Source organism: Nocardia rhamnosiphila NBRC 108938, from assembly GCF_000720425.1.
Classification (GTDB): Bacteria; Actinomycetota; Actinomycetes; order Mycobacteriales; family Mycobacteriaceae; genus Nocardia; species Nocardia rhamnosiphila.
Window position 1 is genome coordinate 86,357 of sequence record NZ_JOAJ01000004.1, and the last position, 23,711, is coordinate 110,067.

The window sequence follows — 23,711 nt, forward strand, 5'->3', positions numbered from 1 at the left end:
GGTGGCGTGAACGAAAGTACCGACTCGGCCGATGTGTTCCGCGCACTGGCCGACCCGACCCGGCGGGTGATCCTCGACGAACTCGCCGAACGGGACGGACAGACACTGTTCGAACTGTGCGGCCGATTGACGATGCGCCACCAGTTGTCGTCCACCCGGCAGGCCATTTCCCAGCATCTCGACGTACTCGCTGGCGCCGGTCTGATCCGGACGAGCCGGGAAGGCCGGTACAAGTTCCACTACCTCGAGCGAGAACCGTTGCGGAATCTCACCGACCGCTGGCTGAAGGAGTAGGAATGCGGATCAACGTGACCAGCGTCTGGGTCGACGACCAGGCCAAGGCACTCACCTTCTATACCGACACACTCGGCTTCGTGAAGAAGACCGATGTCCCGACCGGCGAGTACCGCTGGCTGACCGTCGTCTCACCGCAGGCGCCGGACGGGGTGGAGCTGCTCCTGGAACCCGACGCCCACCCGGCCGCCAAACCTTTCAAGAACGCGCTGGTGGAGGACGGAATCCCGTTCACTTCCTTCGCGGTCGACGATATCCACGCCGAGTACGAGCGGCTGCAAGGGCTGGGCGTGCGCTTCACCCAGCCCCCGGTGGACCACGGCCCGGTGACCACCGCGGTCCTCGACGACACCTGCGGCAACCTCATCCAGATCGCGGAGCACAAGGACTGATTCCCCTGGCACTTCCGAGTCCTCGGCGCCCGGGCGCGGAGTCCCCGCGGGAATCCGCGCCCGGGATCGCGCACCGCGTCGACTTCGGCATTACTCGATCGGCGGTGCGCCGGGCATCTCATCGCCCCGGGCCGAGGCCGCGGTGCCGTCCGAGGGTCCGCCGCCGCGTCCCACCGCTCAGAACCGGTCTTTGTGCTCAACCAACCAGTCGGCGAATGTGCGCGCGGGCCGGCCGAGAATCCGATCCACGGTCCCGTCCGGGATCCGCGCCTCCGGCGGCGGGTCGGCGTGCCAGCCCACCACGTACTCGGCATCGGACCGCGAGACCCCCTCGCGCAGCAGCCTTTCGATGGCCCGGTCGCGACCGATCTGCTCGAAGGCGATATCGCGGCCGAGCGCACCGGCGAGCAGCGCCACCCGCTCTCCGGTGGTCAGCGCTTCGGGTCCGTTGAGGTTGTACGCACGGCCCGCGTGCCCCTCCTCGGTGTGCGCGATCGCCGCCACCGCACCGAGATCGCCCTCGTGGACCACCGCGCTCGGCAGATCGAACGGTTCCCGCACCACCCCCTCCGCGCGAACGGATTCCGCCCAGGTGAGCGCATTGGACATGAACTCCTGCGGTTCCAGCCGCGTCCAGGCGACCCCGGACCGCTCCACCGCCGACTCGGCCGGGCCGACGTAACCACCCCAGAGGATGGTGATCCGCTCGACCCCGGCGGCGACCGCGCGCCGGACCAGTTCGGGTCCGGTCCCGGCGACGCCGGCGGTCACGGTGATGTGCAGCCCGGTGACGCCGTCCAGCGCCGCGTCCAGCGTCGCGGGCTCGGTGTGCGTACCCGCCACCAGTTCCGTGTCCGCGGGCAGCAGCGCCGCGGCCCGCCCCGGATCACGGGTCAACGCCCGCACCTTCCTGCCCCTGCGCAGCAACTCCGACACCACGTGTTTGCCGGTGTTCCCGGTTGCGCCCGTTACCAATACCGTCACGTCGACTCCCTTCCGAACGCGACGCTATGACCTCAACAAAAGTTGAGGTCAACTCCCGCCGAATCCGGCCACCGCGGCGCGCACGACCACCGAGTCCACATCTATGCGCCGTACCCGTATTCGGCCGAGGCCCGCAGCCGGGCGACCTCCGCGGCAAGGGCCGTCCGCAATTCCCCGTGCCGCCGCCCGAGCGCGGTCACCGGATCGTGCCATCGTCCGGGCGGATAGAGCCACACCGGATTGCCGACGATCTCCTCGGGTTCCCAGTCGTACCGGGGCCAGAGATGAGCGTGCAGGAAATGGTGTGTATTGCCCAGGATCTCGACATTGGTGCGCCGGTACCCCGGGTCCCGCGCCGTACACACCGCTTCGACCGCGGTCGCGACGAGATCGACATCGGCCAGGAACCGCACCCGTTCGACCCGGGGCAGATCGGTGAGCCGGTCGACGCCCGGCACTCTGGTCAGGGCGAGCGAGTAGCCGGGCAGGAACTGGACATCGCCGATCACCGCGAACGCCGCGTCGAGCTCGGCGAAGACGGTCGGATTCCGGCCCTCGATCGCGGACCGCACGCGATCGACCTTCCAGTCGCTCATAGCTCGGCGACGCCGCGCAGATCAGGACTTGCGGCCGACCGCGGCGTAGCCGGGCACCTTCGTGTCCATCGACTTCGCCGGTTCGATCGGCGGCCGCCACCGGTGGATGGGCACCACACCGGGTTCCAGGATTTCCATCCCGTCGAAGAACTTCGCGATCTCCGCTCGGGTCCGCGGATGGCAGTGCATGCCGCGCTCCTCGTACACCTTCACCGTGGCCGCGATCCCCTTCGGGTCGAAGTCGGCGGTCAGGTGGGTCATCGCCAGATACGAACCCGGAGCCACCGCGGCCATGATGGTTTCGGTGATCTCGTAGGCGCCGGGCACGAAGTTCAGCAGGGCGATCAGCGACACCGCGATCGGCTCATCGAAATCCAGGGTACGACGCGCGGCCGCCAGGATCTCCTCCGGCCGGGTCGCGTCGGCCTGGATGTAATCGGTACGCCCCTCCGAGGTGCCGACCATCAGGGCGCGGGCGTGCGCGAGCACTATCGGATCGTTGTCCACATAGACGACCCGCGATGCCGGTGCCTCCTCCTGGGCCACCTGGTGCAGGTTCGGCTCGGTCGGGATTCCCGTACCGATATCGAGGAACTGGGTCACCCCGGCCTCCCGGGCGAGATACCGGGTCGCGCGATGGATGAACCCCCGATTCGCCTGCGCGGCCAGCCGCACGTCGGGCAGTGCCTGCAGTACCTTCTCCGCGGCTTCCGCATCGGCCGGGTAGTGGTCTTTACCACCGAGGTAGTAGTCGTACATGCGGGCGATATGCGGCTCGTGCGGGTTCAGGCCGGACCGATCCATACCGGTCAAGATACAAGACCGGCAATCGTTTTCGTACACCTTGGGCCGCGCGACCGGATCGAGACGGTGAGTGCACCGGAGCCGGTGATTCCGAAGATCTGCCAGGATGACCGCATGAGAACCATGACCCGCCCCGGGCCGATCTCCGCCGGGACTCTGGTTCTGCTGTCCGCCCTGTATTTCGCCCAGGGACTGCCGTACGGGTTCTTCACCCAGGCACTGCCGGTGGTGCTGCGCGAATCCGGTTTCTCGCTCATCGAGATCAGCGCCACCGGAATTCTCTTCGCGCCGTGGGCCCTGAAGTTCCTGTGGGCGCCCTACGTCGACCACTACGGCACCCGCCGGCAGTGGCTGCTGACCCTGCAACTCACCGCGTCGGCGGTGACACTGGCGCTCGCCTGCATGGACCTGTCGGCGTCACTGCGCGTCCTGCTGGTGGGTATCGCCGTGGTCAACGCGATATCGGCCACCCAGGATGTCGCAACCGACGGGCTCGCCGTCCAACTCCTCGGACCTCGGCAACGCGGCCTGGGCAACGGAATCCAGGTCGGCGCGTACCGGATCGGCATGATCGTGGGCGGCGGCGCGCTGCTGTGGCTCTTCGCGCTCGCGGGGTGGCGCGTCCTGTTCGTCGCCATGTCGATTCTGTTGCTGCTCACGGCCGTTCCGGTGTGGTGGTCACCGCGTACCACGCTCCGCAGCACCTCGGAGAAGACGCCGTCGAGCCCGAGCCGGTTGACCATCGGATGGTGGCAGCGGCTGCGCCGGCCCGGGATGCTCGCGTTCATCCTGCTCATCGGGGGCTTCAAGTTCGGCGATTCGATGGGCTCGGCGATGGTCGGGCCGTTCATGTCCGACACCGGACTCACCCTGGGGCAGATCGCAATGGTCAAAGGGGTTCTGTCCTCCGCCGGCGCGCTCGCGGGCGCGGCCCTGGGCGGCTGGCTGTGCTACCGGCACGGCCGGCGGCGCGCCCTGCTGATCGGCGGGGTCACGCAGACCCTCGGCCTGGCCCTCTACCTCCTCGTCGCGCTGGGCATCGGCGGCTTCGAGTTGATCGTCACCGCGAGCCTGGCCGAACACATTCTCGGCGGCGCCGCGACCGTAGCGGTGTTCACCCTCATGATGGACGCCGCCGACCCCGACCATGCCGGCAGCGACTACACGCTGCTGGCCTGCGCGATCGTGGTGGTGCAGGGCATCGCGGGGTTCGCGGCGGGGACGGTCGGCGAGCTGCTCGGGTATCCGGCGCTGTTCGGGTCGAGCCTGGTGCTGTCGGGAATCGGTTGCGTGGCATTGATCGTCGCGACCGATCGGGGCGCCGGGCCGGCCGGGGTCCATATGGTCTGGGCGGCCCCCAGTCCAGCTATACGTTGAGGCTCGGCGTCGCCGACCAGTTTCCGAAAACCCGATCCGTCAGCACGGCCGCGGCCCGCCGACGGTGTTTCACCGCTCGGACCGGATCGAAAGCACGCGGTGGTGTTTTCACTCTGGTGTCAGCACACCCTCGAGCACCCGGCGTAGCAGGTGCTCGAACATATTCTCCGGGCCCGCGTCGCGAGTCGAAGCGGCAAGCGCTTGCGCGAGATACCGATGATGACCTGCCTCGGCGGTTTTGTGAACGTAGGCCGCGTGGGTGATCCGGCGTGACCGACTCGTTGTCCTCCCAGCGAGCTCGGCGCGCGCGAATTGCTGGACGAGCGCATTCAGCACCGCGACTGTCTGCAGTTTCACCGGCCCCGGCACATCCACGTCCGCCATTGCCCGCAGTGCGTACTCGAGGTAGTCGATTCCCCGGGGTCCGACACGTAGCGGCTCGATCGGGATATCGAGCAACCACCGATACCTCGTGTAGACGTCCTTCGCCCGGGTTCCCAACGCAATGAGGTCGTCGATCGCCGAACCGCTCAGCGGTACGTCGACATCGATCTCGCCGGCAGCGGCGTCGACCATGAGGTCCAGTACGTCGTCGTGACCCGACACATAGCGGTACAGCGCCGACTGGCTCACCCCGAGCCGACGTGCGATCCGGCGCGTGGATACAGCCGCCAAACCGCCCTGGTCGGCGAGCTCGATCGCCGCGGCGGTGAGTTCGTCCCGGCTGCGTGACGGGGCCGGACCGCGCTTACCGTCGGTGCGTTCCCACACCGTCGGGTCCGCCCTCCCGAGCTGTTCCACTCGCCATACCCCTCCACTCGCCGACGCCGACATGCCCTATTCTAAAACTGCGTTCGATGAACGCTATTTAAGGAGGTTTCGGGATGATGTCCCACGACGCATGGGGACCGCGACGATGGGCGCACAACGGAGCGGTACGCCTCGCGTTCGATCGGTTCGCGCCGGAGCGAGGCGGAGAGCCGCTGCTTATCGCCACCGGATTGGGCGCGAACCGGCACTGGATCCCCGACGGCTTCTGCGAGCAACTCGTCGACCACGGTTTCGCCGTAGCGCGATACGACCAACGCGACGGCGGCGAATCGACCCACCTGCCACCGATAGCCGTGCGAAACCCGATCACCGCACTCCTGAGCCGGCGCGGTGAGGCGTACACCGCAGAGGACATGGCAGACGACGCAGTAGCGGTTCTCGACGAACTGGGCTGGAACTCGGCTCATGTACTCGGGGTTTCCCTCGGCGGCGCGGTCGCCCAGCGCGTCGCCCTCCGGCACCCCGACCGCGTAACAACCCTCATATCGGCCGACGCGATCCCTGGAGATGTCACCGGACTGAGCACCCTGCGCTACATCCGGTTGGGTACGCTCACGAAGTTCGCCAGGGTGAAGTTTCCCGACACCCAGGAGGGCGCGATCGAGGCAGGCGTCGCGGTCGCGAAACTGCTTGCCTCTCCCAAGCGCGCATTCGACGAGCCCGCTGTACGAGCGAAATTGGAGCGCAACCCGGACAGCGGGATTCACGACCACGAGGCGCAGAGCCGGCAGATCGGGGCCCAGTGGAACGGTCCGGCGATCACCGAGATCACCCGGCCCACCCTGGTCGTCCATGGCGAGGACGACCCGCTGATCAAACCCCGCGCCGCTCGTACCATCGCATCACGGATTCCCGGCTCTCGCCTGCTACTACTGCCCGAAGTCGGACACGACCTACCCGAACACGCATGGAAACCCATCGCTACGGCGATCCGCGAACTCGCAGACGGGCAGGCACGATGAAACTCGGCCGATCGACCTTCACCGCGGCGCTCACTGCCATCGGCGTCATTTCGGTAGCCGCGACCGCATACGCCGACCCGGACCGGCCTGCGCCCATCGTGTCCTATCGCGCGGCGCTGGTCGAACGATCCGTGGTCACGACTCTGGACCACGGCACGTTCGCCCGCACGGACGCCGGCGACTCGATTGCCATCCGCAACACCGCGGCCGAAATCGTCGACACGCTGCCCTTGACATACTCCCTGGACGGCCAGGCATTGCCGCTGCGCCGGCAGATCTCCGGAGACGGCCGGACCCTGACCATCACCACGCCGATCAGGACGGGGTGCCGGCCGAAGACGGAACCGGCGTTCCCGATGCCAACCTCCGCTTACCCTCTGGATCGGCGAACGGCTTGAAGAGCGGTTCGTCCAGCGGTTCCGGCGGGTAGCCGAGTCGGCGGCCCGAAACGCGGCTCGATCGAGAAATCGGATAGTCCCGAGCGGACACCCGTCTCGGAGCCGGACACCGCACCGGCCCGCTCACCGGCGCGTTCACAACGAGGCGGCTGGGTGATGCGTTATCGTCGGCTCTCCTGACGGACATACCGGCCGCCCGAGAGACAGCCGGCATTACCGTTTGTACCGACCCGAAGCGCGGTAGCAGGGAGGGCCTATGGACATTACCCAGCTGATCCTCGACGACCATCACGAGCAGCGGCGGCTGTTCGCGATTCTGGAGCAGATCGATCGCCGGGAGACCGGCGTACTCTCCGCGATCTGGGACAGACTGGCGGCCTTCCTCGAACTGCACGCGCAGGCGGAGGAGGAGATCTTCTATCCCGCGCTGCTCCAGGTGGGTATCGCGGCCCGGCGCGCGGCCGGGGTGGAGGCAGAGACCATCGACGCCGTCCACGACCACAACGAGATCAGGGACGCGGTCGCCGACGTGGCACGTCATCGGGTCGGCGGCGATGACTGGTACACGGCAGTAGCGGCAGCGAACACGGCCAACAGCGATCATATGGCCGAGGAAGAGCGCGAGGGCCTGACCGATTTCCGTCGTCTGGCGGGGTTGTCGCACCGCCATCGGCTGGCCGTCGCCTTCGCCGCGTACGAGGCGCGGAACTACGCCGGTGTCCGCCCGGTCGACAAGGATCCCGTCGGCTACGTCCGCACAGCGGAGAAAGAGCTGCGGACCACCGCGAGTGGATCGCTGAGTGTCGGCACCCTGAAGCGGGCTCGGCCCGGTGGCCCCGCCGCCACTGCCGGTTAGGCCGACGGTTCCGGCAGCGACGCATAGTCGTCGACGGTCATGGAGTTGTGGACGCGGGCGCTCTCGGTGGTGAGGCGGAGGAAGGCCCGACCGGCCCCCGCGGGCAGGACCGAGAGCAGGCGAGTGCCCATGACCAGGCCCCGCACCCCGAGGCGGGACGTGGGAATCAGGGTTTTCGCCGCACTCAGCCCCACCGCCCGGCTGCCCCGGACATGCTCGGCCATCGCACGCTCGTAGACGGGAAAGGCACGCTCCGGGTCGCCGCCCGCCCGCGCCAGTTCACCTGCCAGCACATACGCCCCGACGACGGCCAGGCTGGTGCTGCCGCCGACGGCGGGGCCGGGACAGTAGCCCGCGTCACCGACGAGCGTCACCCTCCCCCGTGACCAGGTGTCCATGCGGAGCTGGGTGATCGAATCGAAGTAGAAGGCCGGGCTGTGGTCGAGCGCTTCCAGCCAACCCCGCACCTCCGGGTCCACACCGCCGAACGCGGTACGCAGCAGTTCTTTCTGCCGGGCCACATCGTGATGGTGGTATTCGAGTTCGCGCTCACTACGGAACAGGAACAGGGCGCGCGCTTCGCCGACGTGCCGCGCGCGATACATCCCGGCGGTGCGGCCGACACCGACGTGGATGCGGAGTTCGCCGTCGACGCCGAAGGTTTCGGGCAGCGGGAACACCGCGAGATAGGCCCCGATGAAGGTGCTGAAACGGGATTCGTCACCGAAGACCAGGCGGCGCACGGTGGAGTGCAACCCGTCCGCGCCGACGACCAGGTCGAAGCGACGGGGCGCGGCGTTTTCGAACAGCACCTCGCCGTCCGGCGCGATCGCGGTGATCGAGTCCCCGAACAGATACTCCACCTCGTCACACGCGGCCGCGTAATAGATCTCGCTCAGATCATCGCGCATGATCTCGGCATGCCGGTCCGAGGCGGCACCGAAGATCTTGGACAGGTCCACCCGGGCGGGCCGCCGCTGCCCCTCGGGGAAGATGACCATCCGGTTCGTGCCGGTGGTCCGCTCCTCGATGCGCGGAAGTACGCCCATCCTCTCCGAGATGTCCATTGCGGGCCGGAACAGATCGACCGCGTGGCCACCGGTCTTGCGCGGCTCCGGCGCTCGCTCGACGACTGTGACGGAGAAACCGTATCGGGTGAGCCAATAGGCCAGTACCGGCCCGGCGATGCTGGCGCCGGAGATCAGGATCCGCATTGTGTGCCTCACGTTCATCGGGCCCGGGCAGGCCGACCTGCCCCGGGGCTTATGGGTCGGACATCGGGCGACGATCCGGAGGATTACTCTGCGCGGCGGCAACTACCTGTGTCTTGAAGAAATGTCAGCGGCGCACCGCGGCATCGACTTCGGTCCGCCCGCGACTCCGCGCTACCTCGAGGAACGGCCTCCCGACCGGAGATCCGCGCAACGTCGGCACCATCGTCGACCTGGCCGCAGCGGAGCCCGGCGTCCATCCGAGCCGCGCTCCGGCCTCAGGTGCTCGAGGAGGAGCCCGGCCACGGCGCGATCCCTCGAATCGCGCGCTTTCGCGACCCGAGCACTGATCACCCCACCTTCACTCTTCCAGCGTCATATGCAGCAGCGGATACGGCCTCCCCGCTTCGTCGTGATCGCTCCGTCCCACGACGACGAACCCGCGCCGCGCATAGAAGCGCACCGCCTGCTCGTTCTGTTCGTTCACGTCCACCCGCCGTACCCCCTGCTCGCGGACCGCGTGCGCGAGCAGCTCGCTCCCGGCACCGCGACCCCGGGCGTCGGCCGCGACGAACAGCATTTCGAGGCTGTCCCCGGCCGTCCCCGAAAAGGCGATCACCTCTCCGCCGACGTCCATAACCGTGAGCCGGACCTGGGGAAAGTAGGCATCGATCAACCGACTCTCGATATCCACGCGGTCGGCTTCCGCCAGGAAGTGATGGGTCGCCTTCACCGCGCTGCGCCACACACCGACCAAGCGGCCGTATTCGGCTGCCCCGAGGCAGTCACGCAGGTGTGATCGCGGCGACGGGCTCGCCTCCGCCCGCAGACTCTTTTCATCCATACCGGAACTCCATCACGTCGCTGCCGGCCGGCCCAACGCCCCCACGTCACCATCGGCCGCGTCGTGCTCCTTCACCTCCCTCCGACCTTGCCTGCTTACCTCGCCGCGGCAATGGACACCGCCTCGAACTCGGGCCCTCATCGGCCTCGACGGATCCTCGCCCGAAGCCTTCTTCGGCCGAGCGATATTCGCAGGCGGCGCAGGGCGCATTCAGGCTTGCCAGCGATCCGGGAGTTAACGTGATGAACGGTTCGAGTAACGAGCGCGATTCCTGTGCGATGTGTTCATACAACATCAAATCAGGAGGTTCGAAATGTTCTCTGCGAAGCGGCTTGCCGCCGGCATCGTCGTCGCCGGCGCGACTGCGGCCACTGTGCTCGCCGGTGGTGGCGTGGCCCAGGCCGACGTACCGGTGTGGCAGGCCAACTGTCATGTCTACAACGTCTTCAATACCGGCGGGATGGCCAATTGCGAGCTGCCGACCTGGCATCAGGTGAAGCTCACCTGCGTCGCGTGGCCGGTCCCGTTCACCTACTGGAAGTACGGCCCGGTGCAGTACGGGCAGAACCAGTCCTGGGCCAGCTGCGACTCGTTCAACGCAATGACGAGGATCGAAGTGATCCAGGCCTGAACGTAGGCCGGTCTGCGGTACCCACTTTCCCGAACGCATCGACTCCCGCCGGCGCAGCGAGCACTCCGACCCTACGACCGCTCCCCACCGAGTCTCTCGATGGGGATCAGTAGCGGCGCCGGCTACGGGCACCCGCTCAGCAAATTCTTGTAAGCGAGGGGTGCCGACCCGATCTGCGTTACCCGCCCGGGTATTCCGCGCGTATATCGCCACCGAACAATCTCCAGTAGAAGGCGTTCATCCGCGCGGCAGCAGGGGCGTGGCGGGTCAGGATCGAGGCCACGACCGGCGATACGTCCTCCGGGACGTCACCGCCGGCGCACCGGAGTACGTACTCGTTGCGGGTGACGGGGCCGCCGCTGAGCGGCGCCGGTATTCCACAGACGTCGGTCACCAGCCAGTTGACCAGTCGCATGGCGGCATAGCAGGAGTCATGCGAGATATGGCGTTCGGCGAAGTCGTGTTCGGCCGGCGACAGATCGAAACGCGGCGAGGTGGCGAGCCCGAAGTCGGTGAGATAGATCCGCCGCCCGTCGGTGCGGAGGTTGCCGAAGTGGCCATCCATATGCAGCAGCTGCCGATCGCTCAGAAAGGTCACGATCTCCGAGAACTGCTGTTCGACCACGGTGGCCTTGCCTGCCGGGCACTCGCGCAGCCAGTCCGGCAATGCGCGCGGAATGTATTCGCAGAACAGTATGAGGCTCGACGGTGCGGCGGCCAGTGCCTCGAGACGCGCACGCACAGCTGAGCACCCAGCATAGGCGGCGACCACAGCGTTGATGTCCGCGTGTTCGGCGGCGACCGGCGAGCGGCCGGGGAGAACTCGCCAGTGGTAGAGCATCGGGAACGATTGTGTCGCACCGGCCAGCACTCCGTCGGTGACGAGAATGTTCGCGGCCAGCTCACGCCATGCGTTGAAACTCGGGCCACCGATGCCGTATTGGCAGAACACCGGCAGGTCGAAGAGATTCGCGGTGGAGCCCTGGTGCGCGAGTTCCCGATCGGTCAGCGGAATTCGTTTGGCGAACACCGGCACACCGTCGATGTCGAGGACGGCCGTACCGCCGCCCACTCCCACGGTGTTCGGTCGGCCCCTGTCCACGAGCTCGGTGAGTTCGCTGTCACTGCGGGCGGCCAGGAAAGCCGAGAGTTCCCGGTGCCGGTCGCTCCTGGCAGTTGTCATCACACGATCCTGCCACCGGCTGGTGGTTGCACTCGGTCGGTCCGGTGATCGACGTGCAGCCGAACCGATGAATTTCGGACGGATCCCCGGTCGATACCTCTGAACGAACCGATGGCGGTGGGCCTGTGCCGAGACCGACCCAGCGCGGAATAACACACGGAGGCATTGGGATGCGGAAGTCGATTCCGGGCCATTACATCTCGCTCGACGACGGAAGCGCTCGGGTGGACCACGGGATCCGGGACACCCGGATGAGCATCGTGCGCCCCGAGCAGGAGCAGCCGATCCGGACGAGTGAGCAGGTGGCGCAGTGAGCGATACCAGGGTTTTGGTGACAGGGGCGAGTATCGCGGGGCCCGCACTGGCCCACTGGCTGTGCCGGCGGGGGGCCGAGGTGACCGTGGTGGAGCGGGCCCCCGAGCTGCGTCCCGGTGGGCAGGCGGTGGACGCGCGCGGGATCGCCAAGGAGGTCATCGCGCGGATGGGGCTGGACGCGGCGGTGCGCGCGGCCCGTACCGAGACCGCCGGCGCGTACACCGTGGACGCCGAGGGGAACGTGCTGGAGACCTACCGCTCGGACGACAACGGCGGCGACGGGTACATAGCGGAGATCGAGATCCTGCGCGGTGACCTGTCCCGGGTGCTCCACGAGGACACCCGGGACAGGGTCGAGTACATCTTCGGCGACCGGATCGCCGAACTCACCCAGGACGCCGACGGGGTCGACGTGGCCTTCGAGGGCGGCGACCGGCGGCGCTTCGACCTGGTCATCGGGGCGGACGGGCTGCACTCGGCGCTGCGAGCGATGGCCTTCGGGCCGCATGAGCGGTTCATCCGCCACCTCGGGCACGTGCTGGCCTTCTACAGTGTGCCCAACGAGTTCGGGCTGGACCGCTGGCTGCTCGACTACCAGGAGTCCGGGCGCTCCGCCGGCCTGCGGCCCCTCCGGGACGCCACCCGGGCGATGGCCATGCTCTCTTTCCCCGCGGCCGACCTCGACGTCGACCACCGCGACATCGCCGCCCAGAAACGCCTGCTGCGCGAGCAGATGGCCGGGTTGGGCTGGTGGACCCCACGCATCCTCGCGCACCTGGACGACACCCCGGATTTCTACCTCGACCAGGTCGCCCAGGTGGTGATGGACCGCTGGTCGATCGGACGGGTGGGGCTGCTCGGGGACGCGGCGTTCAGCTCGTCGCCGATGTCCGGAGCGGGCACCGGGCTGGCCTTGGTCGGCGCCTACCTCCTGGCCGGAGAGCTGGCCGCCGCCGGGTGGGAGCCGGAAGCCGGATTCGCCGGCTACGAGCGGCGGATGCGCTCGTTCGTCGAGGCGAACCAGGAGATCGGCCGGTTGCACGTACGCAGCCGCGACGTCCCCGAGTCGAGCATCGATTTCGGCAGCGAATGGTTCACCGAACTGGTCGAGCGCGCGATCAACGGCGTCGAGCTGCCCGACTACGCGGGGATACCGGACTCCGGGGCCCCGACCGGGCTGCCGATCACCTCGTCGGCCAGGCCGTAGACCGTGTCGAGAGGGACGGCGCTTCGGCAGATGTCCCGCGGTTTCACCCAGGCCACTATGCAACCAGTGCTATCATTGATTGCATGGCAAGCATAACCATCCGCGATCTGGACCGCGACGTCAAGGAGCGCCTGCGGCGCCGGGCCGCCGCGCACGGTAGGAGTATGGAAGCCGAAGCCCGGGATATCCTTGCCGCCGCAGTACGCCCGACTCGGTTGCTGCACGAAATCTACGAACGCAGCCGCCCCTACGCGACCGAACTGGATATTCCCGAACAGCCGGAGGCCGGGGCAGCTCAACTGTGATCGTCGCCGATACGAATGTGGTGTCGGAGCTGTTCAAACCCACCCCGGACACCCGCGTGCTCAGCTGGCTGGAAAAGTCCACGGACATCACGATCACCACCGTGACCATCGGCGAGATATGGGCCGGTATCGAAAATCTACCGGAGGGCACGCGCAAGGCGGGCCTGGTTACGCTGGCTACCGACCTGTTCGACGAATTCGGCGACGAGGTCGAGACCTACGACTCCCGGGCAGCACGAGCCTACGGCCGAATCGTTGCCACACGCCGACGCATCGGCCGCCCGATCGGCTACGCGGATGCACAGATCGCAGCGATCTGCCTGGTGAACGACTGCCCGGTGGCAACCCGCAACGTCAAGGAATTCACCGACCTCGGCATCACCATCATCAACCCATGGCAGCCGACCCCGGACAGCACTCTGGCATAGCAGTTCGGAACCAACCGGCAGCAAGCTTCGCCGAATCGTCGAATATCCGTGCAGTGCCACGACATTGCCTGCAGGCTCGACCGTTCGACCCCACGTGCCAACAGATCGGTACTCCCCGAGCTGCTTCCGTCAGCTGCAGAAGATGGGCTGTGACTCCTCCGACGCTGCCCAAAGGGCAGAACGCACCGCTGCCGGAGGATGCGAAACAATTGAGCCTGTCACCAGGGCACTGTTCCGGCGTCGTCGAAGAATCCGCCGGTCGGTCCGTCATCGGGAAGGGTCGCGAGGCGAATCGCGATTGCCGCGCCCTGTCCGGGGGTGCGGTGGCCGCGGAAGCCGTTGAGGTCGGTAGCGGTGAAACCGGGGCAGCCGCAGTTGATCAGGACATCGGTGTCGCTCAGCTCTTTTGCGTATTGAACGGTTACGGCGTTGAGGAATGTCTTCGACGCCGAGTACGCGGCGGAAATCGGGCCGGTCTCGGCGCCGGGCGTGGTCTGCAGGACGAGCGAGCCGACACTGCTGGACATGTTCACGATTCGCGGTGATGCCGAGCCGCGCAGCAGGGGCAGCATCGCATTGGTGACACGGATGACGCCGATCACATTGGTTTCCACCACAGCTCGCACGGTCGCGGGATCGACCATGGTGGGCTCTTGCGGCGTACCGCCGGTGATCGCGGCATTGTTGACCAGCACGTCGAGACCTCCGGCTCGCTCGGCGATCAGCTCGGCCGCGGCGGCCACACTCGCGTCGTCGGTCACGTCGAGCGGGACACCGAACGCATCGGCTCCGGCCGCACATAGTTTCTCCACCGCGGTGTCGCGACGTTGTGAATCCCGCGCGCCCACACCGATCCGCCAGCCGAGGGCACCCAGGCCCGCCGCGATCTCATATCCGATTCCTTTGTTCGCGCCGGTCACCAGCGCGATCGTCTGTGCACTCATACCGTCGATCCTGATGCGGCCTCGGGTAGCGCGTCCAAGACCGACCGGGTGGCCAGCGATACCGCACGGGTATCGGTCGCGGTCAGCGCCGGATACGATGCCACGGTGGAGACGCGGGAGTTGCGATACTTCGTCGCGGTCGCCGAGGAGTTGCACTTCGGGCGGGCGGCACAGCGGCTCGCCATGGCGCAACCGCCACTGTCCCGGGCGATCCAGCAGCTCGAACGGCGGCTCGGCGTGGTGCTGCTGCACCGCACCTCTCGCGCGATCGCGTTGACCGAGGCCGGGTCCGTGCTGCTGCTCGAGGCCCGCGCCGTGCTCGACGCGGTCGAAGCCGCGGAGCGCCGCACCCGCCGCGCCGCGGCCGATCGGCCGGGCGTGGTGCTGGCCACGAAGGCCGGGGCGTCCAGCGAACTGTTGTCGAAGCTGCTGGACGCATACGCCGCCGAACCGGGCGCGGTCGCCGTCGAAGTGATGCTGTGCGGGCCCGGCGAACAGGAAAGACTCCTGCGCGACGGTCGTGCCGACGTTGCCCTGCTCCACCGCCCCTTCGACACGACGGCCGGATTCGACACCGAGGACCTGCACACCGAACAGCAGGTCCTGGTCCTACCCGCCGGGCATCCCCTCGCCAACCGGGCCCATATGTCTTCGGCCGAGGTCTCCGCCCTGACGGACCTGCCCTTGCCGCGCTGGCCTCGACAGGACGGGAGCTATCCGGACGGCCCCGGCCCACAGGTCCGCGACCATACCCAGCTGACCCAGCTGATCGCGCTCGGCCGGACCTGTGCGGTCATGCCGGAGTCCGTCCGAACTCACCTGCACGACAAGCACGCCATCGTGCCGGTACCGGACGCGCCGGCAGTCACGACCGTCATCGCCTGGCCACCACACAGCAGATCCAAAACCGTCGCCGCCCTCGTCCGCACCGCAATACGCCTCTAGCCGATACCTCTCCGCATGGTTCAGGAATCCACCATGCAAGCTCGCCGATCCTGTGACAGCCGCGAAACGCTCCACGTTCGACTCCGTACCGGTACGAAGCAATGTCACGGCGACGGCGCGATGTACTCGCACTGCAGGTCGGACACCCTTGCGATGTGCTCGAAGTCGTGGTCTGCGGCAAGCACGGTCGCATCGTTCACGATGGCGTAGCCGGCTATGAGGATGTCGTGCGAGCCGGCCGCCCGGACGAGCCCCGCGTTCCATAGCGCTGCCTGAATATCGAGGACAAGCGATTCGTCCGGTGCGCGCTCGAGCGGGAACCCGAGAGAGATCTGCTCTCGGTAGTTCGCGTGTTCATCGGGCGTCCGAGCGCTGTGGCAGAACTCGAGCACCTGCGGCGGGCACGTGACGAACAGGTCCGCCGGCGCTCGTTCGATTCGCCGCAGGCGCGCAGTGATAGCCGGGTCTCCAGTAGCCAGCCTTGCCCACACCGAGTTGTCGACCAGGTAGTCGGTCACGCGGACTGAGACTCGCCCGGAGAGACCACTGGCGCGCCGAGCTCGTTATCGAGGTCGGTCAGTCCCGCGATGCCGCGGATCATCGCGCCTTTCTGCTTCGAGGCGATGAGCCGACGCAACGCGAGGTCGAGCACAGCCCGGTTCGATCGCTCGCCCGTGAGCTCTCTGGCACGCTCGATGAGCTGCGGATCCAGGTCGACGCTGGTGACTGCCATGATTACCCCTCCTCCGTATTATATGACCGATTATATATCGACCCGCGCCATGGGGCCACATCCAACCGCGCCGTCGCCACGACGACGCCTATCGCCCCGGCGGCGACGCGGTACCTTCCGGGCTACCGCCTAAATTCCCTCCCCACGGGAAATGGGTCGACGACTCGGCCCGGGGTGGAGAAGATCGGGCTCGGACAACCGAACGAAAAGGAGAGCGCACAGCAATGCCCCACGCACAGATCGAGGTCCGTCGTCACTGGTCCACCGACGAGGAGGTAGCCATCATCGATGCGGTGCACGGGGCCCTCGTCGCCGCCTTCCGAATTCCTGTCGAGGACAAGCACGTGAGGCTGGTCGTTCATGAGCCGCATCGCTTCGCGCACCCTTCGACGCTGGCCCGGCCGGACCTCCTGACCTTGGTCCACATCGATTGCTTCGAGGGCCGCTCTACCAACGCCAAGCGAAGGCTTTACGCCGAGATCGTTGAGCGTCTCTCCAGGATCGGGATCCCGCGGGACCATGTCTCGATCACTATTCGGGACATTCCCATGGAGAACTGGGGGATCCGCGGCGGCCAGGCCGCGTGCGATGTCGATCTGGGATTCGCGGTCGATGTCTGAGGCTCACCGGACTCCAGGGGCTGCTTGATCACCGAACCATCGGCAGTGAAGTGCCACCGACTCCGGCAGGTACGGTCATTCAGCGGGCTCGCCGTCCACCGACACCACCATGATCAATCCGTGGGGAGCCAACCGCCGACAGCACTCTGGCGTAGCCGCGGGGGATCAGCCGTTTGCGAGAACTCTTAAAAAGCCCGGCGACGAGCGGGTCCATCTGGCTCCTCAGTGAGTTCTATCCGCTGTAACTGATCAACTGCCGGTCAGGCCCGGACTGCTATCTGGAACGTGCCTTTACTCGACAGCGAACCGATGAGTCCGGTTTTCCGTGAAGGACACGTCTACCCCCAGTAGAAGCAAACTTCGATGAAGAGAGACTTTGCCCCCTGCCGAGGTTGATCATCATGCATTAGCAATGCAAAGCGCAACATGAGCTGTTTGTCAGGGTTTTGAGGCAAAGAGCAAACCACTCTTCCGGCACGAGAGCTCTACACGTTGAAGCGGAACTCGACCACGTCGCCGTCGGCCATGACGTAGTCCTTGCCCTCCATCCGAACCTTGCCCGCCGCCTTAGCCGCTGCCATCGATCCCGCCTCGACCAGGTCGTCGAAAGCCACCACTTCGGCCTTGATGAACCCGCGTTCGAAGTCGGTGTGGATGACCCCGGCCGCCTTCGGCGCGGTGTCGCCCTGGTGGATCGTCCACGCCCGGGACTCTTTCGGGCCGGCCGTGAGGTAGGTCTGCAGGCCGAGGGTGTGGAATCCGGCGCGGGCCAGGGCGTGCAGGCCGGGTTCGGTCTGGCCGATGGATTCCAGCAGTTCCGTGGCGGATTCCTCGTCGAGTTCGAGGAGTTCGGATTCGACCTTGGCGTCGAGGAACACCGAATCCGCCGGGGCCACCGAGGCTTTCAGTTCGGCAACCTTGGCTTCGTCGCTGAGCACCGACTCGTCGGCGTTGAAGACGTACAGGAACGGCTTCGTGGTGAGCAGCGACAGTTCCCTCAGGAGTTCGCCGTCGATCTCCTTCGCCGCGTGGAACAGGGTCCGCCCACCGTTGAGGATTTCCTGGGCCTGCTTGGCGGCGTCGGCGTAGGGCTTGCGGTCCTTTTTGACCTTGGCTTCCTTCTCCAGGCGGACGACCGCCTTCTCGAGGGTCTGCAGGTCGGCGAGGATCAGTTCGGTTTCGATGACCTCGATATCGGAGGCCGGGTTCACCTGGCCGTCCACGTGCACCACATCGTCGTCGGCGAAGACGCGGACGACCTGGCAGATGGCGTCGGCTTCGCGGATGTTGGCGAGGAATTTGTTGCCGAGGCCGGCGCCCTCGGAGGCGCCCTTCACGATGCCGGCGATATCGACGAAGGAGACCGTCGCGGGGACGGTGCGGGCGGAGTCGAAGATCTCGGCGAGCTTGTCCAGGCGGGGGTCGGGCAGCGGAACCACGCCGACATTGGGCTCGATGGTCGCGAACGGGTAGTTCGCGGCGAGCACGTCGTTGCGGGTCAGCGCGTTGAACAGCGTCGATTTTCCGACGTTGGGCAGGCCGACGATTCCGAGGGTGAGACTCACGAGGACAGCAGTCTACGCGGGTGAGTGCCGAGGGCGACGGTCGGCCGGGGCGTGTGCGCGGGCACCGGCACGGAGGGCGGCGGAGAAGGCGGCGAACTTCATACGGTCGCCGGGCTGCCGGGTGATGCCGAGGAGTTCGGTGGCCCGTTCGTGCTGGACGGCGCGGACGGCGAACCCGGGGACGACGCCGAGCGCCCACCACGGCGGGTTCAGGGCCTGCGCGGCCAGGCGGTCGGCGGCCTCGGTGCGCTGGAGCCGGGTGGCGAGGGCGTCGGTGAAGTATTCGGTGAACTCGGGCCAGCTGCCGGGGAGGGGCCGGGTGGAGATGCCGTAGAGGCGGTACCAGTCGCAGCAGTCCTGGTAGAGGCGTTCGCGGGCGGCGGGGGTCAGCGGGTGGACGTAGGTGTCGACGGCGGTGACCAGGGTGTCGACGTAGGTGGCGTGCTGGAAGTGGAACAGGTCGGGGGTCAGGGCGTGATAGCGGGCGCCGGTGTGGTCGCGACCCTTGACGTGCTCGTGGGCGTAGCGGATGACGCGGGCTGGGTCGGGGTGGTCGTGGCAGGCCAGACCGATCATGTGGTCGACCGTGCGCTGTTTGTGCGCCCACAGACCGGTGTGGACGTGCTCGGTGAACGACGCGGCGATCGCGGGGTGCAGGATCTGCAGGGCGACGGCGCGGGGCAGGGTCAGCAGGAAGCGGCGGTCGGGCAGATATCTGCGCAGCAGGGAGTGGTGAGCGATTTCCCGCTGCGCGGGCGCCTGCGAACTCGTCATTGCGTAATTCCTCGACCGGGGCCCCGGAATACCAGAACCTGAGAGTAATGAAATGATTTTATCTCATCGTGTCAAAGCGTTGATGTGTCGGCCGGGCAGCGTAGCGTGACCTCATGGAGCCGAACTCCCAGGTGGTGACGGCATACCCGGCCCCCGCACTGGCCGCCTTCATCGACCGGTACATCGGATATCGGATGACCGGGTACGAGGCGGGTCTGCACCGCGGGCTGCCTTCGCGGCATATGACGTTCATCGTCGCCATCGGACCGTCCATCGACGTGATCAGCCAGACCGACGCCCGCCAGTCGCCGGACGACTACCGCTGTGTGCTCAGCGGGCTCCAGGACGGCCCGGCGATGATCGCGCACGACGGCACCCAGGAAGGTGTGGCCATCAAGCTCACCCCGCTGGGCAGCCGGGCCCTGTTCGGGCTGCCCGCGGCGGAACTGTGGAATACCTCGATCGAGTTCGCCGACCTCATCGGCGCGCCGGGACGGCAGCTGTGGGAGGAACTCCAGGAACAGCCGGGATGGCCGCAGCGGTTCGCGGCGTGCGACCGGGTACTCACCCGGCTGCTGGTGCCCGAACGGTCGGTGGGACCGGAACTGAGCTGGGCGTGGCGGGCGGTGACGGGGTCGCACGGGACGATGGGCGTCGAACCCCTCGCCGAACGGATCGGGTGGAGCCGCCAGTACCTCACCAAACGTTTCACGAGCGAGTTCGGCTCGAGCCCGAAGGTGGCGGGGCGGGTGGCGCGGTTCGAGCGGGCCAAACAGATGCTGCTGCACACGCCGTCGTTCGTCTCGATCGCCCAGGTCGCCGCCACCTGCGGCTACTACGACCAGCCACATCTGAACCGGGAATTCGCCCGGCTGGCCGGATGCAGCCCCACCCGGTGGCTGGCCGAGGAGATTCCATCCGTCCAAGACCCGGAGATGGCCGGCGGACCAGGCTGAAACCATGACCGCAACCGAGAACACTCCCACAACCACCACCACCGCACCGGCCGTCTGGCCGTGCCTGGCCTTCACCGATGCCCGCGGCACCGCGGACTTCCTGGTCCGGGCGTTCGGCTTCGAACTGACGGCGATGTACGCCCGCGAGAACGACCCGTCGGTAATCGAACACGCCGAAATGCGCTGGCCGGAAGGCGGCGGAATCATGTTCGGCACCGCCGACAAAGGCGGTGGGCTGCCGGAGCGGCGCACACCGGGCACCGAATCGATCTATGTGGTCTGCGCCGACCCGGACGCGCTGTACGAGCGAGCCACCGCGGCCGGCGCGGAAACCGTCGCCGGGCTGAAGGACGAGGACTACGGGTCGCGCGGGTTCACAGTCGCCGATCCGGAGGGCAACTACTGGAGCTTCGGAACCTATCGAGGGCAGTGAACCGCGTCGCTGCGCCGGTTCGGAGCCGGCACATGGTTCGCTGTTCCCGGTGGCCGCGGCGGTGTCGAGCCCTGCCGCGGCGCCTTTCCGAAACGGGCCGTGCCGTCGTGGCTTGACCTTCGGGTTGCTCGAAGCCCGATGATGGGCGCGTGCCCGAATCCGACCTGATCACCATCGGCGCGTTCGCCCGCTCGTGCGGTATCACGGCCAGTGCGCTGCGCTTCTACGACGACTCCGGCCTGCTGTCACCGGCCGGGGTCGACGCGGCCACCGGATACCGCTACTACGCTCCCGCCCAGGTCGAGCGCGCGGTGACGATCCGCCGCCTCCGCGCCATCGATATGCCGCTCGACGAGATCGCCCGCGTGCTCGCGACCGACCCGCACACCGCGGCCCGGCTCATCGACGACCATGTGGCGGGGATGCTCCAGCGGTCCCAGCAGGCACGACGGACCGCCGAAGTGGTCAAGGCCGCGCTCGGCGAACCCTCCGGCTGGTGGGTGGCGACAGTCCGCGGGCCGGTGCTGGCGGCGGCGGTCGAGCAGATACTCGCCGCCACCGGCACCGACCCCGACCTGCCGGTGCTGGCCGGAGTGCGGCTGGAGGCGACACCCGAATCGCTCACCCTCACCGCCACCGACCGCTATCGGCTGTCCACCCGCACGATGGTTCCCGAACAACCCGGATCGGCCGAGTGGGCCGCCACGGTCGATGGCGTCGAACTGAGCGCGGCGCTGCCGGAGATCCGCGGCGCCCACACCATCGACATCGAAGCCGGCGAACGCAGCGTCCGGTTCCGATCCGCCGACGGCGCCGTACGCACCTGCCGGACGCTGGCCGAACCGTTCCCCGACCACCGCAGGTTGCTGGCCGCCCTGCCGGCGGCACCCACCCACGCCGTGGTCGCCAAACACGACCTGATGCGCGCGCTGGAACAGCAGCGCGACCGCTACCTGCGGGTGCGGACCGTGCCGGGCACCCTCAGCATCTCGGGCGCCGGAGGCGAGCCGCCGGCCGAACTGGCCGCGCGGGTCACCGGCCCCGACAGCGAACTCGTCTTCGGGTTCACCATCCTGCACCCGGCCGTCGCCACCGCCATCGGACCCGATGTCCGGCTGGATATCGGCGGCCGCACCGATCCGATGGTCGTCCGGTCCGCGGACAACGGCGACCTCACCACCCTGGCCATGCCGGCCGACCCCGCAGTTGTCGACCAGAACGGATCCCCCCGATGACCTCCACCGAACAGCGCTCCCCCGACACCACCATGGACGCGATCACCGCGGCCGTCACGCTCGGCCGATCCGGGGACACCGCCGCCGCCCGCGCCCGTCTCCTCGAGATCTGGCGCGGTATCGGCGTCGCCGGTGACCCCTTCCACCGCTGCACCCTCGCGCACTACCTGGCCGATCTCCACGACGATCCCGCCCAGGCGCTGGCCTGGGATATCCGCGCCCTCGACGCGGCCGACGCCCTCACCGACGACCGGGTGCAGCGGCACCACGCGAGCCTGCACGTCGCGGGGTTCTATCCGTCGCTGCACCTGAACCTGGCCGACAACTATCGACGGCTGGGATCGTGGGATGCCGCCGCCGAACAGCTCGCCGCCGCACGCGAACGGCTGGACGCCCTCTCCGACGACGCCTACGGCGCGATGATCCGCACCGCGCTCGACGAGGTGGCCGACGCGGTCACCCGGCGGTCCACCGAGCGGCGACCGAGCGCGCCGGGCCCGCGTTCCTGACACCGTTCCCCGCGGCTACCGCGCGGCCCCGGCCGGCACCGATCGGCCGGGGCGGCGATCACTGCGCGATGAGCTCGGCGAAATCGGGCGCGTAGACGGTCGTCCAGTGCGGGCGCAGCCGGAAGAACACCACATCGTTGTCCCAGTCGAACGCGTCGTCGCCGTAGAAATCCTGGAGGTAGGCGCGCAGCTCCGGCCACTCGGCATCCGGTTCACCACCGGCCGGGTTCAAGGTCTCGGCGGTGCCGTGCGTGAACACACCCAATCCCTCACCACGCATATGCGCGACACTCGCGGCCGGGCGGGCGGCGAGGTGGCGGGCCTTGGCGGCGGTGCGCGCGGTGCCGAAATACCACCGGCCGTGCAGGAAATGCCCGTCGACCCCGCTCACCCGCGGCTCGCCCTTGGCGGTCACGGTGGACAGGGTGAGCAGGCACATACCGGTGAGAACCGAGGTGAGCTGCGCGGCGGTCAGGGTGCGGTCGGCGGCGATGATCGAGCGGAGATGCCCCGTGGCACCCGCGAGAGAGGTGTCGAGCAGGGTCTGCAGGGCGGCCAGTTCTTCGGGGGTTTCGCGCATTGCCCCACCGTATGCGCGCCGGACCGTGTTTCGTTTGACCGAAATTGCTCGATATACCGGGTTCGCGCGGTTGCCGTCCGACCGGGAGGAGGTGCTACTGCAGATCATCGGGCAGCAACCTGAAGGCCGAGTATCCGGTCAGCGGTCGCAGCACCCGGAAATCGCGGCGGTCCAGAGTGAGCACCGCATCGGTATCGAACGCCTCCGCGAGACACACGCACATCGCGTCGACCAGATCGAGGTTCATCGCCGCGTAGTGTCCGCGGATCTCGACAGCCGTACGGATCGCCCTGGCGTCGACTTCTGGCACGACGATACGACCCGCGGCGATGCGATCGGCTATCAGCCGCAGAATTCCGTCCGCTACGCGGCGGTCGGCTCGGATACTCGCCACGTGGTGTACCTCTGTCAGCGCGAGCGGACTCACCACGACGGCACCGGCGGAATCAGCAGCGCTGCGCGCCGCGAAGTGTTCAGGGTCGGAACGGTTGAAAAGAGCCAGGAGTCCGGAAGTATCCGCGACGATTATCACGCCGACCGGTTCATGGCATCGCGGATCTCATCCTTACCGATCGGCCCACCGAGGTCGAAGGTCTCCTCGTCTGTCAGGAGGGGCGTATCCCACCGGCGGTGGCGCAACAAATAGGCGCGCACGGCATCCCGGGTTATCTCGTGCTTCGAACGTCCCTCGGCATCGGCCTGCGCGTTGAGCGCCTGCTCTTCGTCATCGGGTAAACGCATTGTCCAGGCCATACGCAATGATACCAAACTAGATACCATTCGGGATTCCCATAACTAC

At 67.5% G+C, this 23,711-nt stretch carries 32 protein-coding genes; 17 read left to right on the forward strand and 15 right to left on the reverse strand.

Annotation, left to right across the window (positions count from 1 at the left end):
• Positions 1-6: 6 nt before the first annotated feature.
• Both IG75_RS0116200 and IG75_RS0116205 read left to right on the forward strand, forming a co-directional pair.
• Positions 7-294 (forward strand): ArsR/SmtB family transcription factor, encoded by a 288-nt coding sequence (locus IG75_RS0116200; protein WP_030522111.1) that lies wholly within the window; start codon positions 7-9, stop codon positions 292-294.
• 2 nt (positions 295-296) lie between these two features.
• Positions 297-686 carry a VOC family protein gene (locus IG75_RS0116205; RefSeq protein ID WP_030522112.1) on the forward strand — a complete coding sequence of 130 codons (390 nt, stop codon included), beginning with the start codon at positions 297-299 and terminating at the stop codon, positions 684-686.
• A 177-nt stretch (positions 687-863) separates the two neighbouring features.
• Here the strand turns inward: IG75_RS0116205 and IG75_RS0116215 are convergent, their stop codons facing one another.
• The 3 genes from IG75_RS0116215 to IG75_RS0116225 all read right to left on the reverse strand — a co-directional run bounded on the left by IG75_RS0116215 (position 864) and on the right by IG75_RS0116225 (position 3,070).
• The gene (locus tag IG75_RS0116215) at positions 864-1,670 is read right to left on the reverse strand and encodes an NmrA family NAD(P)-binding protein (RefSeq protein WP_030522113.1); all 807 of its coding nucleotides are present in this window, start codon (positions 1,668-1,670) and stop codon (positions 864-866) included.
• Between the two features lie 101 nt (positions 1,671-1,771).
• Positions 1,772-2,242 carry an HIT family protein gene (locus IG75_RS0116220; RefSeq protein WP_245713338.1) on the reverse strand — a complete coding sequence of 157 codons (471 nt, stop codon included), beginning with the start codon at positions 2,240-2,242 and terminating at the stop codon, positions 1,772-1,774.
• A gap of 45 nt (positions 2,243-2,287) precedes the next feature.
• Positions 2,288-3,070, reverse strand: coding sequence for an SAM-dependent methyltransferase (locus IG75_RS0116225; protein ID WP_036514223.1), 783 nt, complete (start codon positions 3,068-3,070; stop codon positions 2,288-2,290).
• Positions 3,071-3,184: 114 nt separating this feature from the next.
• Here IG75_RS0116225 and IG75_RS0116230 point away from each other — a divergent pair, with 114 nt between their 5' ends.
• Positions 3,185-4,447 (forward strand): MFS transporter, encoded by a 1,263-nt coding sequence (locus IG75_RS0116230; RefSeq protein WP_030522116.1) that lies wholly within the window; start codon positions 3,185-3,187, stop codon positions 4,445-4,447.
• A 108-nt stretch (positions 4,448-4,555) separates the two neighbouring features.
• On the opposite strand, the gene IG75_RS0116235 is transcribed toward IG75_RS0116230, so the two are convergent.
• A complete protein-coding gene (locus tag IG75_RS0116235; protein ID WP_036514225.1) occupies positions 4,556-5,248 on the reverse strand; it encodes a TetR/AcrR family transcriptional regulator in 693 nt (230 codons plus the stop codon).
• 83 nt (positions 5,249-5,331) lie between these two features.
• On the opposite strand from IG75_RS0116235, the gene IG75_RS0116240 reads away from it, so the two are divergent.
• The 3 genes from IG75_RS0116240 (at position 5,332) to IG75_RS0116250 (ending at position 7,494) form a co-directional block, all read left to right on the forward strand.
• Complete coding sequence (locus IG75_RS0116240; RefSeq protein ID WP_210436816.1) at positions 5,332-6,240, forward strand: alpha/beta fold hydrolase; 909 nt, start codon at positions 5,332-5,334, stop codon at positions 6,238-6,240.
• Complete coding sequence (locus tag IG75_RS0116245) at positions 6,237-6,638, forward strand: DUF8020 domain-containing protein (protein ID WP_051714655.1); 402 nt, start codon at positions 6,237-6,239, stop codon at positions 6,636-6,638. Before IG75_RS0116240 ends, IG75_RS0116245 begins: the two co-directional genes overlap by 4 nt.
• A gap of 256 nt (positions 6,639-6,894) precedes the next feature.
• Positions 6,895-7,494: a hemerythrin domain-containing protein gene (locus IG75_RS0116250; protein WP_051714656.1), complete on the forward strand. Its 600-nt coding sequence runs from the start codon at positions 6,895-6,897 to the stop codon at positions 7,492-7,494.
• On the opposite strand, the gene IG75_RS0116255 is transcribed toward IG75_RS0116250, so the two are convergent.
• Together IG75_RS0116255 and IG75_RS0116260 are read right to left on the reverse strand one after the other, a co-directional pair.
• Positions 7,491-8,708, reverse strand: coding sequence for an FAD-dependent monooxygenase (locus IG75_RS0116255; RefSeq protein WP_030522121.1), 1,218 nt, complete (start codon positions 8,706-8,708; stop codon positions 7,491-7,493). The genes IG75_RS0116250 and IG75_RS0116255 overlap by 4 nt on opposite strands.
• A gap of 358 nt (positions 8,709-9,066) precedes the next feature.
• A complete protein-coding gene (locus IG75_RS0116260) occupies positions 9,067-9,549 on the reverse strand; it encodes a GNAT family N-acetyltransferase (protein ID WP_051714657.1) in 483 nt (160 codons plus the stop codon).
• Between the two features lie 313 nt (positions 9,550-9,862).
• Here IG75_RS0116260 and IG75_RS0116265 point away from each other — a divergent pair, with 313 nt between their 5' ends.
• Entirely contained in the window at positions 9,863-10,180 is a 318-nt protein-coding gene (locus IG75_RS0116265; protein WP_030522123.1) for a hypothetical protein, read from the forward strand.
• 178 nt (positions 10,181-10,358) lie between these two features.
• Here IG75_RS0116265 and IG75_RS0116270 read toward each other — a convergent pair whose 3' ends face one another.
• Positions 10,359-11,363 carry a serine/threonine protein kinase gene (locus IG75_RS0116270; RefSeq protein ID WP_030522124.1) on the reverse strand — a complete coding sequence of 335 codons (1,005 nt, stop codon included), beginning with the start codon at positions 11,361-11,363 and terminating at the stop codon, positions 10,359-10,361.
• 170 nt (positions 11,364-11,533) lie between these two features.
• On the opposite strand from IG75_RS0116270, the gene IG75_RS39115 reads away from it, so the two are divergent.
• The 4 genes from IG75_RS39115 (at position 11,534) to IG75_RS0116290 (ending at position 13,618) form a co-directional block, all read left to right on the forward strand.
• Positions 11,534-11,677, forward strand: coding sequence for a hypothetical protein (locus IG75_RS39115; RefSeq protein ID WP_156058940.1), 144 nt, complete (start codon positions 11,534-11,536; stop codon positions 11,675-11,677).
• Complete coding sequence (locus IG75_RS0116280; protein ID WP_030522125.1) at positions 11,674-12,885, forward strand: FAD-dependent monooxygenase; 1,212 nt, start codon at positions 11,674-11,676, stop codon at positions 12,883-12,885. The genes IG75_RS39115 and IG75_RS0116280 overlap by 4 nt, the downstream gene beginning before the upstream one ends.
• A gap of 83 nt (positions 12,886-12,968) precedes the next feature.
• Positions 12,969-13,190 (forward strand): FitA-like ribbon-helix-helix domain-containing protein, encoded by a 222-nt coding sequence (locus IG75_RS39865; protein ID WP_030522126.1) that lies wholly within the window; start codon positions 12,969-12,971, stop codon positions 13,188-13,190.
• The gene (locus IG75_RS0116290) at positions 13,187-13,618 is read left to right on the forward strand and encodes a type II toxin-antitoxin system VapC family toxin (protein WP_030522127.1); all 432 of its coding nucleotides are present in this window, start codon (positions 13,187-13,189) and stop codon (positions 13,616-13,618) included. The genes IG75_RS39865 and IG75_RS0116290 overlap by 4 nt, the downstream gene beginning before the upstream one ends.
• A gap of 218 nt (positions 13,619-13,836) precedes the next feature.
• On the opposite strand, the gene IG75_RS0116295 is transcribed toward IG75_RS0116290, so the two are convergent.
• Positions 13,837-14,562: an SDR family oxidoreductase gene (locus IG75_RS0116295; protein ID WP_030522128.1), complete on the reverse strand. Its 726-nt coding sequence runs from the start codon at positions 14,560-14,562 to the stop codon at positions 13,837-13,839.
• 48 nt (positions 14,563-14,610) lie between these two features.
• On the opposite strand from IG75_RS0116295, the gene IG75_RS0116300 reads away from it, so the two are divergent.
• The gene (locus IG75_RS0116300) at positions 14,611-15,507 is read left to right on the forward strand and encodes a LysR family transcriptional regulator (RefSeq protein ID WP_210436817.1); all 897 of its coding nucleotides are present in this window, start codon (positions 14,611-14,613) and stop codon (positions 15,505-15,507) included.
• 104 nt (positions 15,508-15,611) lie between these two features.
• On the opposite strand, the gene IG75_RS0116305 is transcribed toward IG75_RS0116300, so the two are convergent.
• Positions 15,612-16,025 carry a PIN domain-containing protein gene (locus tag IG75_RS0116305; protein WP_030522130.1) on the reverse strand — a complete coding sequence of 138 codons (414 nt, stop codon included), beginning with the start codon at positions 16,023-16,025 and terminating at the stop codon, positions 15,612-15,614.
• Positions 16,022-16,240: a type II toxin-antitoxin system VapB family antitoxin gene (locus IG75_RS0116310; protein WP_030522131.1), complete on the reverse strand. Its 219-nt coding sequence runs from the start codon at positions 16,238-16,240 to the stop codon at positions 16,022-16,024. The genes IG75_RS0116305 and IG75_RS0116310 overlap by 4 nt, the downstream gene beginning before the upstream one ends.
• A 224-nt stretch (positions 16,241-16,464) precedes the next feature.
• Here IG75_RS0116310 and IG75_RS0116315 point away from each other — a divergent pair, with 224 nt between their 5' ends.
• Entirely contained in the window at positions 16,465-16,860 is a 396-nt protein-coding gene (locus IG75_RS0116315) for a tautomerase family protein (RefSeq protein ID WP_030522132.1), read from the forward strand.
• A gap of 485 nt (positions 16,861-17,345) precedes the next feature.
• Here IG75_RS0116315 and ychF read toward each other — a convergent pair whose 3' ends face one another.
• Positions 17,346-18,425: a redox-regulated ATPase YchF gene (gene ychF, locus IG75_RS0116320; RefSeq protein ID WP_030522133.1), complete on the reverse strand. Its 1,080-nt coding sequence runs from the start codon at positions 18,423-18,425 to the stop codon at positions 17,346-17,348.
• 12 nt (positions 18,426-18,437) lie between these two features.
• Positions 18,438-19,199: an oxygenase MpaB family protein gene (locus tag IG75_RS0116325; protein WP_051714658.1), complete on the reverse strand. Its 762-nt coding sequence runs from the start codon at positions 19,197-19,199 to the stop codon at positions 18,438-18,440.
• Positions 19,200-19,312: 113 nt separating this feature from the next.
• Between IG75_RS0116325 and IG75_RS0116330 the strand changes: the two genes are divergently transcribed.
• The 4 genes from IG75_RS0116330 (at position 19,313) to IG75_RS0116345 (ending at position 22,332) form a co-directional block, all read left to right on the forward strand.
• Entirely contained in the window at positions 19,313-20,155 is an 843-nt protein-coding gene (locus IG75_RS0116330; RefSeq protein WP_030522135.1) for a helix-turn-helix domain-containing protein, read from the forward strand.
• A gap of 4 nt (positions 20,156-20,159) precedes the next feature.
• Entirely contained in the window at positions 20,160-20,588 is a 429-nt protein-coding gene (locus IG75_RS0116335; protein WP_030522136.1) for a VOC family protein, read from the forward strand.
• A 149-nt stretch (positions 20,589-20,737) separates the two neighbouring features.
• Positions 20,738-21,823: a DNA polymerase III subunit beta family protein gene (locus IG75_RS0116340; RefSeq protein ID WP_030522137.1), complete on the forward strand. Its 1,086-nt coding sequence runs from the start codon at positions 20,738-20,740 to the stop codon at positions 21,821-21,823.
• A complete protein-coding gene (locus IG75_RS0116345; RefSeq protein WP_030522138.1) occupies positions 21,820-22,332 on the forward strand; it encodes a hypothetical protein in 513 nt (170 codons plus the stop codon). The genes IG75_RS0116340 and IG75_RS0116345 overlap by 4 nt, the downstream gene beginning before the upstream one ends.
• 58 nt (positions 22,333-22,390) lie before the next feature.
• Here the strand turns inward: IG75_RS0116345 and IG75_RS0116350 are convergent, their stop codons facing one another.
• The 3 genes from IG75_RS0116350 to IG75_RS0116360 all read right to left on the reverse strand — a co-directional run bounded on the left by IG75_RS0116350 (position 22,391) and on the right by IG75_RS0116360 (position 23,653).
• Positions 22,391-22,912 (reverse strand): pyridoxamine 5'-phosphate oxidase family protein, encoded by a 522-nt coding sequence (locus tag IG75_RS0116350; protein ID WP_030522139.1) that lies wholly within the window; start codon positions 22,910-22,912, stop codon positions 22,391-22,393.
• 94 nt (positions 22,913-23,006) lie between these two features.
• Positions 23,007-23,444, reverse strand: a complete 438-nt coding sequence (locus IG75_RS0116355) for a type II toxin-antitoxin system VapC family toxin (protein WP_030522140.1) — start codon at positions 23,442-23,444, stop codon at positions 23,007-23,009.
• Positions 23,441-23,653, reverse strand: coding sequence for a ribbon-helix-helix domain-containing protein (locus IG75_RS0116360; RefSeq protein WP_162183796.1), 213 nt, complete (start codon positions 23,651-23,653; stop codon positions 23,441-23,443). The genes IG75_RS0116355 and IG75_RS0116360 overlap by 4 nt, the downstream gene beginning before the upstream one ends.
• Positions 23,654-23,711: the final 58 nt, after the last annotated feature.